Here is a 14,369-nt window from a genome sequence, read left to right as displayed (position 1 = left end):
GGATTATAATGCGCCCCCATGTCGAATGTACCCAAAAGACCTGCCTCGGCGCAGGGCAGCAACACCCCGGCCGGGCAGGAAACGGCGCAGGACGGCGCGAAAGCGAAAAGCGCGTCGCAGAAGTATGGCGACGGGGAAAAGCTCGCGTCGTCGGACAAGCTTGCCGCGCTCATGGGCGGCGGCGCGCTGGGCGGCGCGCGCGTGCAGGACAAGCGTGCGGCACAGCCCGCGCCAGCGCAGCCCGCGAGTCCGAAGGACGCGCCAGGCGGGCATGGCGAAACACGCAAGCCTGAGCAGTCTCATGAAGCGCGAAGCGCTTCTCAGCCAGCGGCGGCGCAGCCGGCGCGCGGGGAGCCAAATCGCGCGCCGCAAAGCGGACAACGCGCGCAGCAGGGCGAGGCACGCGCGCCGCGCAAGCCAGACGCGCAGCGTGATGCCCGCGCGCAAACGCAACGTGCACCGCGCGACGCTTCGGATAACACATCGCAGAAGCCGTCGCGCAATGCCCCGCGTGATCCTTCCCAGCAGCAAAAGCCGACGCAACATCAACCGCAACGCGCGCCACGGCCGCAAGCTGCGCGCGAACGCGATCCATCGGCGCAGCAGCGCGCCGCGCGAGCTGGCAACGAAACGGCCGTAACGAATGAAATGGCCGAACCGGCCGTAGCGAACGAACGCAAGCCGCGCGGCGAACGTCCGGCGCGCGCTCCGCGCGCCAACGTCGAGCCGAACAAGGTCCCGCCCATCACGTTCCCCGAAGCGCTGCCAGTCTCGGGCCGCCGCGAGGAAATCGCGCGTGCGATTGCGCAGAATCAGGTCGTGATCGTGAGCGGTGAAACGGGCTCGGGCAAGACCACGCAGTTGCCGAAAATCGCGCTCGCGCTGGGCCGCGGCCTCGGCGCGGGCGGCACGGGTCTGATCGGCCATACGCAGCCGCGGCGGATCGCGGCTTCGGCCACGGCGCGCCGTATTGCCGACGAACTCAATACGCCATTCGGCGAAGTGGTCGGCTACAAGGTGCGCTTTACCGACAATCTCTCGCCGGGCGCCTCGGTCAAGCTCATGACCGACGGCATTCTGCTCGCGGAGACGCAAACCGATCCGCTGCTCAAGGCCTACGACACGATCATCATCGACGAGGCGCACGAGCGCAGTCTCAACATCGACTTCCTGCTCGGCTATCTGAAGGAGATCCTGCCGCGCCGGCCCGACCTCAAGCTGATCGTCACCTCGGCGACGATCGATGCCGATCGCTTCGCGCGCCACTTCGGCAGCGAGGAAAAGCCTGCGCCGGTGATCGAGGTGAGCGGGCGGCTGTACCCCGTCGAGGTGCGCTACCGGCCGGTGCAGGAGGACAGCCCGGCGGTGAAGAATGCGCAGGGCACGACGGGCCGCGAGCGCAGTGAAAAGGGCGCGAAGTCGCAACGCGACACCGATCGCGACCTCATGGAAGCGATCGTCGACGCCGTCGATGAGCTCTGCCGCGAAGGCTCGGGCGATGTGCTCGTGTTCCTGCCCGGCGAGCGCGAAATTCGCGACGCAGCGGAGGCGCTGCGCAAGCACCATCCGCCGCACACGGAAATCCTGCCGCTATTCGCGCGCCTTTCCGCGCAGGAGCAGGAGCGCGTGTTCAAGCCTTCGAACGCGCGCCGTATCGTGCTCGCGACCAACGTGGCCGAAACCTCGCTCACGGTGCCGGGCATCCGCTACGTGGTCGATACCGGCCTCGCGCGCGTGAAGCGTTATTCGTACCGCAACAAGGTCGAGCAACTGCAGATCGAATCGATCTCGCAGGCGGCCGCGAACCAGCGCGCGGGTCGCTGCGGTCGCGTGGCCGATGGCATCTGCATCCGGCTTTACGAGGAATCGGATTTCATCGCGCGGCCGCGATTCTCCGATCCGGAAATCCTGCGCTCCTCGCTCGCCGCCGTGATTCTGCGCATGAAGTCGCTGCATCTCACGGAGATCGAGACGTTCCCGTTCATCGAGCCGCCGCCGGGCCGCGCGATCGCCGACGGCTATCAGCTGCTCAACGAGCTGGGCGCAGTCGACGACGACAACGCGCTCACGCCGCTTGGCCGCGAACTCGCGCGCCTGCCGCTCGACCCGCGCGTGGGTCGCATGATTCTCGGCGCACGCGACGAGCAGGCGCTGCGCGAAGTGCTCATCATCGCGAGCGCGCTTTCGGTGCAGGACCCGCGCGACCGGCCGATCGAGGCGCAAGAGCAGGCCGATCAGGCGCATCGCCGTTTCGCCGACGAGCGCTCCGAGTTTCTCCAGTGGCTCAAGATCTGGGCCTGGTTCGAAGAGGCCGTCGCGCACAAGAAGTCCAACCGGCAATTGCTGGATGCGTGCCGCGCGAACTTCCTTTCGCACTTGCGTCTGCGCGAATGGCGCGATGTGCATTCACAATTGCTGACGGTGGTGCGCGAGCATGGCTGGCGGATCAACGAAGCCGACGCGACCTACGAGCAGATCCATCACGCGCTGCTCACGGGCCTGCTCGGCAACATCGGCCTGAAGGCCGACGACGAGCCGCATTACCTCGGTGCGCGCAGCATCAAGTTCCACTTGTGGCCGGGCTCGGCGCTCGTGAAGAAGGCGGGGCGCTGGGTGGTGGCGGCGGAACTCGTCGAAACGAGCCGCCTCTACGCGCGCTGCATCGCGAAGATCGAGCCCGAGTGGCTCGAGAAGGTGGGCGCGCATTTGCTGAAGAAGTCGCTTTCCGAGCCGCATTGGGAAAAACGCGCGGCGCAGGTGAGCGCGTTCGAGCGCGGGGTGCTTTATGGCCTGCCGGTGTACCAGCGCCGGCGCGTGGCGTTCGGCAAGCAGGACCCGGCGCGTGCGCGCGAGCTCTTCATTCGCGGCGCGCTGGTGGAAGGCGAATTCGACACGAAACTCGCGTTCTTCGCGCATAACCGCAAGCTGCTTGCCGATATCGAGCAGCTGGAACACAAGTCGCGCCGCCAGGACGTGCTCGTCGACGACGAGCTGATCTACGGCTTCTACGATCAGGCGATACCCGAGGGCATTTACTCGGGCGCGTCGTTCGAGCGCTGGTATCGCGACGAGGTGAGGAAGGGCGGCCAGCCCGAGGACAAGCTGCGTCTGTTGTACCTCTCTCGCGACGACCTGATGCGTCACGAAGCGGCCGGCGTGACCACCGACCTGTTCCCGAAGCGCATGACGATGTCGGGCGTGGCGATGGCGCTCACGTATCACTTCGAGCCGGGCTCGCCGCGCGACGGCGTGACGCTCGCGGTGCCGCTCTACGCGCTCAATCAGGTCGACGCGCGCCGCTGCGAATGGCTCGTGCCGGGCATGCTCAAGGAGAAGGCGCAATTGCTCCTGAAGTCGCTGCCGCAGAAGCTGCGCCGGCATTGCGTGCCGTTGCCCGAGTACGCGGCTGGCTTTGCCGAGCGTGTGGGCGGCGAGCGCTTCGGCGCGGGCGGTCTGCTGGAGGCGTTGATCGCCGACGTGCGCGAGCAGAAGCAGGTCGCGCTGAAATCCGCCGACTTCAAGCTGGAAACGCTGGCCGCCCACCTTTTCATGAACTTCAAGGTGATCGACGAGCACGGTCGCCAGCTCGCGATGGGCCGCAACCTTGCGCAACTGCGCGCCGAACTTGGTGCGCAGGCACAGCAGCAATTCCAGAAGCTCGCGAGCGCGACGGCGCTGGCTGCGCTGGAAACGCACGCGCAGGGCGGGGATGTCGCGCAGATCGCCCAGGCCGAACGCGGGGCGAGCGCCAACGCGCCGCAAAAGAGCAACGTGCCGCTCACGAGCGCGCCGGGAGATGCCGCGCCCGCCACCGCGCTCTACGAAAACCTCACGACGTGGAATTTCGGCAAGCTGCCCGAGCTGCTGGAAATCCGCCGCGGCGGACAGACGCTGTTCGGCTATCCGGCGCTCGTCGACCGCGGCACGCATTGCGATGTCGAAGTGTTCGATTCGCCCGAGGAGGCCGCGCGGATTCATCGCGCGGGGCTGCGTCGATTGTTCGCGCTGCAGCTGCGTGAGCCGATCCGCTACCTGGAGAAAAATCTGCCGGGCCTGCGCGAGATGGCGATGCAGTTCATGGCGCGCGCCACGCAGGAGGAGCTGCGCGACCAGTTGGTCGAACTCGCGCTCGACCGCGCCTGCCTGCAAGATCCGCTGCCCGACGACGACGCGAGTTTCCACGCGCGCAAGGACGAAGGCCGCGGACGTCTGTCGCTGCTCGCGCAGGAAATTGCCCGGCTCGTGGGCCAGATCCTCGCCGAGTATGCGTCGCTCGCGAAGAAGCTCGTGCAGGCCAAGGCGTTCGGTGCGCCCGCAGCGGACATGCAGGCGCAGGTCGACGCGCTCATCAGCAAGCGCTTCATTCTGGAAACGCCCTATGCGCAGCTCGTGCATTTCCCGCGCTACTTGAAGGGCGTCGCGCTGCGCATCGACAAGCTGCGTGCCGACCCCGCACGCGACGCGCGCCAGGCCGCCGAGTTTCAGCCGCTCGCGCAGCAGTATCAGCGCGCGCTCTCGCAGCGCGGCGGTGTCTTCGATCCGCGTCTCTCGGAGTTCCGCTGGCTGCTCGAGGAACTGCGCATCTCGCTCTTCGCCCAGGAGTTGCGCACGCCGATGCCGGTTTCCGTGAAGCGTCTGTACAAGGTTTGGGAATCGATGCAGCGATAAGCCGCACCTGCCCGCCATTGCCGGCGTATTTTCGGTATTGCGGGCCATAACACTTGTTCGAAATGGGGCGCTTTATTGCGCCCCTTTCATATTTCAAGGGCCCTACGTCAACCTTGCGTGCAGGTAGACGTTCTACAATCACGAATCTGCCCGGGAACGATTCTTCATGCCGAACCACAACACATTTAGCCGCTCATTTGGCCGCTCATTTGGCCGCTATGCCACCAAGGCCGCTGCCGCCGCACTCGCCTGTGCCGCGCTGGTTTCAACGGCCGCGCACGCGAACAACATTATCGTCCTCAATTCCGGCGAAGCCACGCTGAGCCTCATCGACGACAAGACGCACGAAGTCGTCGGCACCGTGCCCACAGGCAAGGAACCGCATCACCTCTTTCCCACGCCGGACAACACTTCGCTGATCGTCGCGAACTCGGTGTCGAACAACCTGCTGTTCGTCGATCCGAAAACCGGCAAGCCGCAGCGCTGGGTCGAAAACGTCGAGGACCCGTATCAGCTCGGCTTCTCGCCCGACCGCAAGTGGTTCGTCACCACGGGGCTGCGCCTCGACCGTCTCGACATCTACAACTACGCGGGCGGCAGCAATATCACGCTCGCGAAGCGCCTGCCGCTCTCGGCCATGCCGAGCCACCTGGCGTTCACCAACGACAGCCGCACCGTGTTCGTTTCGCTGCAGGTGTCGGGCGAAATCGCAGCGGTCGATCTGCCCACGCAGAAGGTGCTCTGGAAAATGAAGGTCGGTTCCGCACCGGCCGGCCTGTGGCTCACGCCCGGCGACAAGTACCTGCTCGTCGGCATGACCGGCGCCGACTATGTGGCGGTCGTGGACTGGCGCAACCAGAAAATCGTCAAGACGATCCAGGTGGGCAAGGCCGCGCACAACTTCCGCTCGCTCGTGGACGGCCGCCACGTGCTGGTGTCGAGCCGCGTGGCGAACGTCATTAGCATCATCGACGAGGAAACGCTCGAAAAGACCGGTGAGATCAGCGGCCTGATGCCCGGTCCGGACGACATGGAACTTACCGCCGACAAGCGTTATCTTTGGGTGACGTTCCGCTTCGCGAAGCACATCGGCCTCATCGACATGCAGTCGAAGAAGCTCATCAAGACCATCGCCGTGGGCCGCTCGCCGCATGGCATCTACTTCTACGATCGCGCGCCCGTGACGGCGCCGAACGGGGCCTGAAGAACGGGAGGACGTGTGGACATGGTGGCGTCTGGGCTGGCGGTGATCGCGCACGCGGGGCAGGCCGTGGTTGCGGGTGCGGACGACCTCGTGTCGTGGCTCCAGACGCTTCTCTACGTCAATGCGATTCAGCCGCTGCTTTTCCACGTCGGCATGATGGACGTGGACGAAGACACCTACGACGCGCTCTACTGGGTGATCGTGGGTGTGCTCGAAGTGGGCCTGATGTACGCCTTGCTGCGCCCGCTCGAAGCGCTCCTGCCCGCGGAGAAGTGGCGTGACCGCAAGGGGGTAGGGGTGGATGCGCTCTACACCTGGATCACGCGCCTCGGCATTCTGAACCTGCTGTTCTTCTTCACGATGCAGCCGTTCTTCGACCGCGCGCAGAGCGCGCTGCGGCTCATGGGCGTGAAAACGGTGGATCTCGACAATCTCTGGCCGGGCGTGACCACGCAGCCGCTCGTGGCATTCGCCATCTACCTCGTGGTGCTCGACTTCTTCAGCTACTGGTACCACCGGCTTTCGCATCGCTACGGCATCTGGTGGGAACTGCATGCCGTGCATCACAGCCAGCGCAAGATGTCGCTCTGGTGCGATGACCGCAACCATCTGCTCGACGTGGTCGGTCAATCGTGCATGTTCGCCGTCGTCGCGCTCGTGATTGGCGTGCCGCCCGCGCAATTCGTGGTGCTGGTGGCGCTCACGAATTTCATGCAGAGCGTGCAGCACGCCAATATTCGCGTGCATTTCGGCTGGCTCGGCGAGCGGCTGGTCGTGAGCCCGCGTTTTCACCGCCGCCATCACGCCATTGGCTATGGCCATGAAGGCACCCACTACGGCTGCAACTTCGGCGTGCTGTTCCCTTGGTGGGACATGATGTTCGGCAGCGCGTCGTTCAATCGCGAGATCGAGCCCACGGGTATTCGCGACCAGCTCGAAGGCGCGCGCTATGGCGAAGGCTTTTGGGCGCAACAGGGTTATGCGTTCAACCGCATCGCGCGGCGCCTGCGTTCGGGTTCCCATGCGGCCACTGCCGCGCGGGCCGAGGCACGCGACGACGCCACCGTGACCTGAACGCCGGCGCGGCGTCTTTCCCCTTCATCGCACCCGTCTTACCCGCCGTACGCGCGGTGGTTTATGCTGTCGGCTTGGTCGCACCGATTTCGCCGACACCGTGTTCTCCACCCGTCCTTTTCGCCTTATTCCGCTCGCATGAATGATCTGTTGCGCTCGTTCGGACGCGCGCTCGCGAGCGTGTTCCATCCCGCCATGCTGCTCCTCACCTTCGTGCCGTTTCTCGTGGCGGCGGCGGTGTGGGGCGCCGTGCTCTATGTGTTCTGGCAGCCGCTGCTCGACCTCATGCGCGGCGCGCTCGCGAACTGGTCGTCCACGGCCTACCTCTACCATCTCTTTGACGCACTCGGCTTTGGCTGGCTGCGCGCGACGATCGCGCCGTTTCTGGTCATCATCCTGACGATTCCGCTCATCGTGATTTCGGTGTTGCTGCTGATCGTCGCGATTTCGATGCCGCGCGTGATCGGCCATCTTTCGAAGCGCCAGTATCCGATGCTCGAGATGCGGCGCGGCGGCAGCTGGTACGGCAGTCTGTTCTATTCGCTAGTCACGACCCTCGTCTGCCTGATCGTCATGATCGTGACGTTGCCGCTCTGGCTCATCCCGCCGTTCTTCGCGCTCATTCCGCCGCTCTTGTGGGGCTGGCTCACGTATCGTGTGATGACCTACGACGCGCTAGCGCTGCACGCAACCGTCGAGGAGCGCCGCGCGCTGGTGCGCAGCCACCGCCTGCCGCTGCTCGTGATCGGCGTGGTGAGCGGGCTGCTCGGCTCGTTGCCCACGGCGATCTGGGCCGTCTCCGCGTGGCTGCTGCTGTTCTTTCCGGTGCTCGCGGCGGTGACCATCTGGATTTACGCGTTCATTCTGGTGTTCACGGCACTCTGGTTCGGGCACTACTGTCTGCGCGCGCTTCAGCGCATGCGCGCGCATGAAGTGCAGCAGGCATCCGGTGACGTGACGATCGTGCACTAACACGCTCCACACTCAAGACAATTCAGCGAGGCGACACATGGCATTTGGCGTCATCATCATCGGCGACGAGATTCTCTCGGGGCGCCGCTCCGACAAGCATCTGCCGAAGGTCATCGAATTGCTCGGCGCGCGCGGCCTCTCGCTCGAGTGGGCCCAGTACGTGGGCGACGACCCCGAGCGCATCACCGAGACGCTGCGGCGCTCGTTCGCTTCGGGCGACATCGTATTTTCGACGGGCGGCATCGGCGCGACGCCGGACGACCACACGCGCCAGTGCGCGGCCGCGGCGCTGGGCGTGCCGCTCGCGCTGCATCCGGATGCCGAGGCGGCGATCCGCGAGCGGATTCGCGACATGCACACGGGCGCCGATCCCGTGAACTTTCAGTCGCCCGAGAATCTGCATCGCTTCCAGATGGGCACGTTCCCGCAGGGCTGCGAGATTATTCCGAACGGGTACAACAAGATTCCGGGCTTTTCGATTCGCGATCATCACTTCGTGCCCGGTTTCCCCGTGATGGCCTGGCCGATGATCGAGTGGGTGCTCGACACGAAGTACGCGCACCTGCATCACCAGACGCCGCACGCCGAGAAGTCGCTGCTCGTGTTCGAGCTGCCGGAATCGACGCTCACGCCGCTCATGGAGCGCATCGAGCGCGATTTTCCGGGCGTGCGCGTGTTCAGCCTGCCGAGCGTGGGCGATACGGAGCGCGGCGGCATTTACGCGCGCCGGCATATCGATCTGGGCGTGAAGGGCGAGCCCGAGGCCGTGGCGGCCGCCTTCGTGAAGCTGCGCGAAGGCGTGCACGAACTGGGCGGCGATGTGGTCGAGCCGGCGGCGCCGGGCGAGGGCGCGCCCGATCGCGAGCGCCGCAGCGGGCCGCGCGCCGGGTTTTGAGTCAGCGAGTCAAGGTGCGCCGCATAGCGCGGTAGGGCTGGCGGCGCATCATCGGCGTGTCACACGGGGCGCTCAGAGTGGCCCGTTGGGTTGCAGCGGGGCGGTTTCAGGGCTTTACGCGCCGATCCACGGCAGGCCTCGGAAGCACCAGCCTGTGACGGTTTTGCGGTGTCCCTGGCCGTCCTTGTCGCCCTCGAAACCTTCGAGCAGGTCATAGGCTTTCGTGAAGCCGGCCTTTGCGGCTTCGATGGCAGCGAGCTTGGAGCGTGCGGCGCTGCGGCACAGGAACAGCACGGGTGCGTCGGTTTCCACGGCGCTCTTGAGCTGGGTGAGGAACTCGGCGTTGGGCACGCCGCCCGGATAGCGGGTCCATTCGACGTGCGAGTATTGGCCGTCGCCCACGACGGGACGGCCGACCCAGTCGAGTTCAGCGCGCGTGCGCACGTCGACGAGGCGCGCACGGGGGTCGAGCTGCAGAAGCTCGAATGCCTCTGCGGGCGATACCGCGCCCGCGTAGGGCAGCTGGTTCTCGACGCGGCGCTTCTCGGCCTGGGCGTACAACTGTTCGAGCGTACTCATGACAACGGATCTCCTGTTTCGCGTTGGACCAAGAAACCATTCTAGCGCGTGGGGACGGAGCGAGGAGGCCGGTCCGGGCAATGCAAATCCGCAACCGCGCGGTGCTTGACCAACATAAAGGGCGGAATGCATTAAGTTGGTGCATGCAAGGCGTTTTGCACCATAATAAAGAGAGATTCGCGCGCCAAATTCGGGATTGCACGAATTTGGTGCCGATGAGTCGCCACCTTGGTGGCTCCACAAAAGCGCGGCGCACGATTTTTGATTGCAAGTGTGTGTCGCGAAAGGGATTTGCGCCACGTTGGCGCATGCATGGCACGGAAGCTGCTTTATATGTCTCGATCGATTCGCAGCCGGCCAGCCGAGGTCAGCAGGACGGACCTGGGAAGGAGGCGGCCGGCGAGGATCAACAAGATTGGGACGGCGGCAGCGTTCGCCGAAATCGTTAATCAGGAGAATAGGTTATGAGTAAATCCGTGGCCGACGTCATGCAACTCGTCAAGGACGAAGACGTCAAGTTTGTCGACTTCCGCTTCACGGACACGCGCGGCAAGGAGCAGCACGTTTCGGTTCCGCTGTCGGCATTCGACGAAGACAAGTTCGAGTCGGGTCATGCGTTTGACGGTTCGTCGATCGCCGGCTGGAAGGGCATCGAAGCCTCGGACATGCTGCTCGTGCCGGACCCGAACACGGCCTTCATCGACCCGTTCTACGAAGAATCGACGCTGGTCCTGACCTGCGACGTGGTCGAGCCGGCCGACGGCAAGGGCTACGAGCGCGACCCGCGCTCGCTGGCAAAGCGCGCTGAAGCCTATCTGAAGAGCACGGGCTTGGGCGACACCGCCTTCTTCGGTCCGGAGCCGGAATTCTTCATTTTCGATTCGGTCCAGTGGAACACGGACCAGTCGGGCTGCTTCGTGAAGATCGGCTCGGATGAAGCACCGTGGTCGTCGGGTCGCGAAATCGAAGGCGGCAACACGGGTCACCGTCCGGGCACGAAGGGCGGCTACTTCCCGGTCGCGCCGGTCGACACGTTCCAGGACATCCGCTCGGAAATGTGTCTGCTGCTCGAGCAGATCGGCATTCCGGTCGAAGTGCACCACCACGAAGTGGCGGGCCAGGGCCAGAACGAAATCGGCACGAAGTTCTCGACGCTGGTTCAGCGCGCGGACTGGACGCAGCAACTGAAGTACATCGTCCACAACGTGGCGCACACGTACGGCAAGACGGCGACGTTCATGCCGAAGCCGGTCGTTGGCGACAACGGTTCGGGCATGCACGTTCACCAGTCGATCTGGAAGGACGGCCAGAACCTGTTCGCGGGTAACGGCTACGCAGGTCTCTCGGAATTCGCGCTGTTCTACATCGGCGGCATCATCAAGCACGCTCGCGCGCTGAACGCCATCACGAACCCGGGCACGAACTCGTACAAGCGTCTCGTTCCGCACTTCGAAGCACCGGTCAAGCTCGCTTACTCGGCACGCAACCGTTCGGCATCGATCCGTATTCCGCACGTGTCGAACCCGAAGGGCCGCCGTATCGAAACGCGCTTCCCGGATCCGCTGGCCAACCCGTACCTGTGCTTCTCGGCACTGATGATGGCGGGTCTGGACGGCGTGCAGAACAAGATCCACCCGGGCGAAGCCGCCGACAAGAACCTGTACGACCTGCCGCCGGAAGAGGATGCAAAGATCCCGACTGTTTGCGCCGGCCTCGACCAGGCGCTCGAAGCGCTCGACAAGGATCGCGAGTTCCTGACGCGCGGTGGTGTGTTCACCGACGGCATGATCGACGCGTACCTCGCGCTGAAGGAAAGCGAACTGCAACGCGTGCGTATGACCACGCACCCGGTCGAGTTCGAACTGTACTACTCGCTGTAATTGGCGATGGCGCTTCGCTGCACGCTATACAGCGAAGCGCCGGTTCAGTTTGTACGACTCGCAGGACGCTTAGGCGTTGGTCTCCAAGGGACGGCGGTGCCGTCCCTTTTTCGTTGGGCGCTTGATGCACGCCGACCCGCTCATTGAACAGTACTAACGACCAGGACCGTAGCCGGTGCGCCGCGTGGCGGCCGGCCTGAAACATGGTGCTCAAGAATCTGATCAAGGCAAGAAAGGGCCACGCCGAACCGCTCTCCGGCGACGCGCCGCTCATCGAGTCGGGCCTTTTGCCCGGCTTCGAGGCGCTGCCCACGGTCGTGCTCGTGCTCGACAAGCGCACGCTGCGTGTCGCCTTCGCGAATCCTTCGGCGGAGGCGATGCTCGATCTCTCGCGCCGTCAGCTCGCGCAGATGGCGTGGTCTGATCTCTTCTCGAACGCGGACGAATTGCTTTCGACGATCGCGTCGATCGCCGAGCATCGCTTTCACGCAACGCGGCTCGACGCTTCACTCGAACGCCTCGGCCGCGAGCCGCTGAACGTGCATGTGGTGGTGGGCTTTCTCGAAAGCGCGCCCGACTATGTGTTGCTCGAACTGTTCGAGAACGAGCGGCATCTGCGCAGCGATCGCGAGGAGCGCATTCACGACCTCACGGCCGTGAACAAGCATCTGATCCGCAATCTCGCGCACGAGATCAAGAACCCGCTCGGCGGCATTCGCGGCGCCGCGCAACTGCTCGAATTCGAGCTTGGCGCGCTGGAGCGCGACGAATTGCGCGAGTACACGCAGGTGATCATCAAGGAGTCGGACCGCCTGCAAACGCTCGTCGACCGGCTGCTGGAGCCGCACCGCCATCCGCATATCGTGGGCGACGTGAATATTCACGAGGTCTGCGAGCGCGTGCGCGCCGTGATCCTCGCGGAATTCCCGCGCGGCCTCACGATCGAGCGCGACTACGACGTGAGCGTGCCCGACCTGCGCGGCGACAAGGAGCAGCTGATCCAGGCACTGCTGAACATCGTGCGCAACGCGGCGCAGGCGCTGCGCGAGCGCATCTCGCAGGGCGACGCGCGCATCGAATTGCGCACGCGTGTTGCGCGCAAGATCACGATTTCGAAACGCCTGTGCAAGCTGGCATTGGACTTGCATATCACTGACAACGGACCCGGCATTCCCGAGGATATTCGCGACCGCATCTTCTATCCGCTCGTTTCCGGACGCGAGGATGGCAGCGGTCTCGGCCTCACGCTCGCGCAGACGTTCGTCCAGCAGCACGACGGACTCATCGAAGTGGATAGCCGGCCGGGCCACACTGAGTTTCAGATATTGCTGCCGCTTGATAGTTGAACAAACAACGACTCAAGTCGTTAACGGATTTACCGATACTGCACGCCACCAGGACTTCTGACCGATCTTATGAAGCCGATCTGGATAGTAGACGACGACCAATCGATACGCTGGGTGCTCGAAAAGGCCCTTGCCCGCGAGAACTTCGCGACCCGCAGCTTTTCGAACGTGCGCGAAGCCGCGAGCGCGCTCGATCACGACAGCCCGCAGGTGCTCGTCTCCGACATCCGCATGCCGGGCGGCTCGGGCCTCGAGCTGCTGCAAACCGTGCGCGAGCGTGTGCCGGGGTTGCCCGTCATCATCATGACGGCGTTCTCGGACCTCGACAGCGCGGTCGCCGCGTTTCAGGGCGGCGCGTTCGAGTATCTCGCCAAGCCCTTTGACGTCGACAAGGCCGTCGAGCTGATTCGCCGCGCCGTGGACGAAAGCATGCGCGGCGAGCAGCAGTGGGACGAGCGTCCCGCTGAAGCGCCCGAGATGCTCGGCCAGGCGCCGGCCATGCAGGACATGTTCCGCGCCATCGGACGGCTTTCGCATTCTGCGGCCACCGTGCTCATCACGGGCGAGTCTGGCACCGGAAAGGAGCTTGTCGCGCGCGCCTTGCACCGACATAGCCCACGCGCGAACGGTCCGTTCATTGCGCTGAACACTGCTGCCATTCCGAAGGATCTTCTGGAATCCGAACTGTTTGGCCACGAGCGCGGTGCGTTCACGGGCGCGCAGGCCATGCGCCAGGGCCGCTTCGAACAGGCCGAGAACGGCACGTTGTTCCTCGACGAAATCGGCGACATGCCGTTCGATCTGCAAACGCGCCTCTTGCGTGTGCTCTCGGACGGGCAGTTCTACCGCGTGGGCGGACACAATCCGCTGCGCGCGAACGTGCGCGTGATCGCCGCGACGCACCAGAATCTCGAAACGCGTGTGCGCCAGGGCCTCTTCCGCGAGGACTTGTATCACCGGCTCAACGTGATTCGCCTGCGTTTGCCCGCGCTGCGCGAACGCAGCGAGGACATTCCGTTGCTCACGCGCCACTTCCTCCAGAAGAGCGCGCGCGAACTGGGCGTGGAGCCCAAGCGCGTCTCGGACGAGGCGCTTGCCTGGATGTCCGCGCTGCCGTTTCCGGGCAACGTGCGTCAGCTCGAGAATCTCGCGAACTGGCTCACGGTGATGGCGCCCGCGCAGACCATCGAGATCAAGGATCTGCCGCCTGACCTCGTGCCTGCGCACGGCTCTGCGGGCGCGGCGGCGCATCTCGGCGATGCATCGGCCGCAGCCGAAGCCAGTGCGGCGGCCAATGGCGCGAGCGCTGCATCGCCCGTTGCGGGTGCTTTGGCGGGCGCGGGCTTGCCTGGCGCCATGGGCGGCGTCTCGGGCGGCGTGGTGTTCGGCACGCCTGCGTTCGGCGCGTCCAACGGTGCCGCGGCTGCCGTCGCGACGCTGAGCGTGTGGGAGAGCGGTTTGCGCACGGAAGTCGCGCGTCTCTTGCGCGAGAACAGCGCCGACGTGATGGACGAACTCTCGCGGCGCTTCGAAGCCGCCGTGATCCGCGAGGCGCTGGACTTCACGCGCGGTCGCAAGGTCGAGGCCGCCGAGCGTCTTGGCATTGGACGCAACACCATTACGCGCAAGATCCAGGAACTCAATCTGGAATGAGCGTGCGTTAGCATGTGGCATCGGGCCGGCCTCGCGCAATGCGAGCCGGCCCGTTGCAAAGTGCGCCGGTGCGCACACAGGGCATAATCGACGCTGTT

Annotated in this window: 10 protein-coding genes; 9 read left to right on the top strand and 1 reads right to left on the bottom strand. The window is 64.8% G+C overall.

Features of this window, described 5'->3' with window-relative positions:
- Positions 1–18: 18 nt before the first annotated feature.
- From hrpA to U5A58_RS12755, 5 genes are all read left to right on the top strand, one after another.
- Entirely contained in the window at positions 19–4,668 is a 4,650-nt protein-coding gene (hrpA, locus tag U5A58_RS12775) for an ATP-dependent RNA helicase HrpA (RefSeq protein ID WP_321961685.1), read from the top strand.
- 166 nt (positions 4,669–4,834) lie between these two features.
- Positions 4,835–5,872: a beta-propeller fold lactonase family protein gene (locus U5A58_RS12770; protein ID WP_321961684.1), complete on the top strand. Its 1,038-nt coding sequence runs from the start codon at positions 4,835–4,837 to the stop codon at positions 5,870–5,872.
- Positions 5,873–5,893: 21 nt separating this feature from the next.
- A complete protein-coding gene (locus U5A58_RS12765) occupies positions 5,894–6,946 on the top strand; it encodes a sterol desaturase family protein (protein ID WP_321961683.1) in 1,053 nt (350 codons plus the stop codon).
- Between the two features lie 138 nt (positions 6,947–7,084).
- The gene (locus tag U5A58_RS12760; RefSeq protein ID WP_321909013.1) at positions 7,085–7,918 is read left to right on the top strand and encodes an EI24 domain-containing protein; all 834 of its coding nucleotides are present in this window, start codon (positions 7,085–7,087) and stop codon (positions 7,916–7,918) included.
- Between the two features lie 37 nt (positions 7,919–7,955).
- A complete protein-coding gene (locus U5A58_RS12755; protein ID WP_321961682.1) occupies positions 7,956–8,813 on the top strand; it encodes a competence/damage-inducible protein A in 858 nt (285 codons plus the stop codon).
- A 114-nt stretch (positions 8,814–8,927) separates the two neighbouring features.
- Here U5A58_RS12755 and U5A58_RS12750 read toward each other — a convergent pair whose 3' ends face one another.
- Positions 8,928–9,392 carry a rhodanese-like domain-containing protein gene (locus tag U5A58_RS12750; protein ID WP_321909010.1) on the bottom strand — a complete coding sequence of 155 codons (465 nt, stop codon included), beginning with the start codon at positions 9,390–9,392 and terminating at the stop codon, positions 8,928–8,930.
- An 80-nt stretch (positions 9,393–9,472) separates the two neighbouring features.
- On the opposite strand from U5A58_RS12750, the gene U5A58_RS12745 reads away from it, so the two are divergent.
- The 4 genes from U5A58_RS12745 (at position 9,473) to ntrC (ending at position 14,271) form a co-directional block, all read left to right on the top strand.
- Entirely contained in the window at positions 9,473–9,841 is a 369-nt protein-coding gene (locus tag U5A58_RS12745) for a hypothetical protein (protein WP_321961681.1), read from the top strand.
- A gap of 15 nt (positions 9,842–9,856) precedes the next feature.
- Positions 9,857–11,272 carry a type I glutamate--ammonia ligase gene (gene glnA, locus U5A58_RS12740; protein ID WP_042264808.1) on the top strand — a complete coding sequence of 472 codons (1,416 nt, stop codon included), beginning with the start codon at positions 9,857–9,859 and terminating at the stop codon, positions 11,270–11,272.
- Positions 11,273–11,475: 203 nt separating this feature from the next.
- On the top strand, positions 11,476–12,618 hold the full coding sequence (glnL, locus tag U5A58_RS12735; RefSeq protein WP_321909009.1) for a nitrogen regulation protein NR(II): 1,143 nt from the start codon (positions 11,476–11,478) through the stop codon (positions 12,616–12,618).
- Between the two features lie 69 nt (positions 12,619–12,687).
- Complete coding sequence (gene ntrC, locus U5A58_RS12730) at positions 12,688–14,271, top strand: nitrogen regulation protein NR(I) (RefSeq protein WP_321961680.1); 1,584 nt, start codon at positions 12,688–12,690, stop codon at positions 14,269–14,271.
- Positions 14,272–14,369: the final 98 nt, after the last annotated feature.

Origin of the sequence: Paraburkholderia sp. J7, assembly GCF_905220155.1 — a bacterium.
Classification (GTDB): domain Bacteria; phylum Pseudomonadota; class Gammaproteobacteria; order Burkholderiales; family Burkholderiaceae; genus Paraburkholderia.
Note: the sequence above shows the minus strand (reverse complement) of the source record. Positions and strands in the feature narration are given on the sequence as shown.

What these genes read in the sequence shown, in the direction of transcription:
- hrpA (WP_321961685.1), top strand. Translation starts at nt 19, where the DNA reads ATGTCGAATGTACCCAAAAGACCTGCCTCGGCGCAGGGCAGCAACACC.
- U5A58_RS12770 (WP_321961684.1), top strand. Translation starts at nt 4,835, where the DNA reads ATGCCGAACCACAACACATTTAGCCGCTCATTTGGCCGCTCATTTGGC.
- U5A58_RS12765 (WP_321961683.1), top strand. Translation starts at nt 5,894, where the DNA reads ATGGTGGCGTCTGGGCTGGCGGTGATCGCGCACGCGGGGCAGGCCGTG.
- U5A58_RS12760 (WP_321909013.1), top strand. Translation starts at nt 7,085, where the DNA reads ATGAATGATCTGTTGCGCTCGTTCGGACGCGCGCTCGCGAGCGTGTTC.
- U5A58_RS12755 (WP_321961682.1), top strand. Translation starts at nt 7,956, where the DNA reads ATGGCATTTGGCGTCATCATCATCGGCGACGAGATTCTCTCGGGGCGC.
- U5A58_RS12750 (WP_321909010.1), bottom strand. Translation starts at nt 9,392, where the DNA reads ATGAGTACGCTCGAACAGTTGTACGCCCAGGCCGAGAAGCGCCGCGTC.
- U5A58_RS12745 (WP_321961681.1), top strand. Translation starts at nt 9,473, where the DNA reads ATGCAAATCCGCAACCGCGCGGTGCTTGACCAACATAAAGGGCGGAAT.
- glnA (WP_042264808.1), top strand. Translation starts at nt 9,857, where the DNA reads ATGAGTAAATCCGTGGCCGACGTCATGCAACTCGTCAAGGACGAAGAC.
- glnL (WP_321909009.1), top strand. Translation starts at nt 11,476, where the DNA reads ATGGTGCTCAAGAATCTGATCAAGGCAAGAAAGGGCCACGCCGAACCG.
- ntrC (WP_321961680.1), top strand. Translation starts at nt 12,688, where the DNA reads ATGAAGCCGATCTGGATAGTAGACGACGACCAATCGATACGCTGGGTG.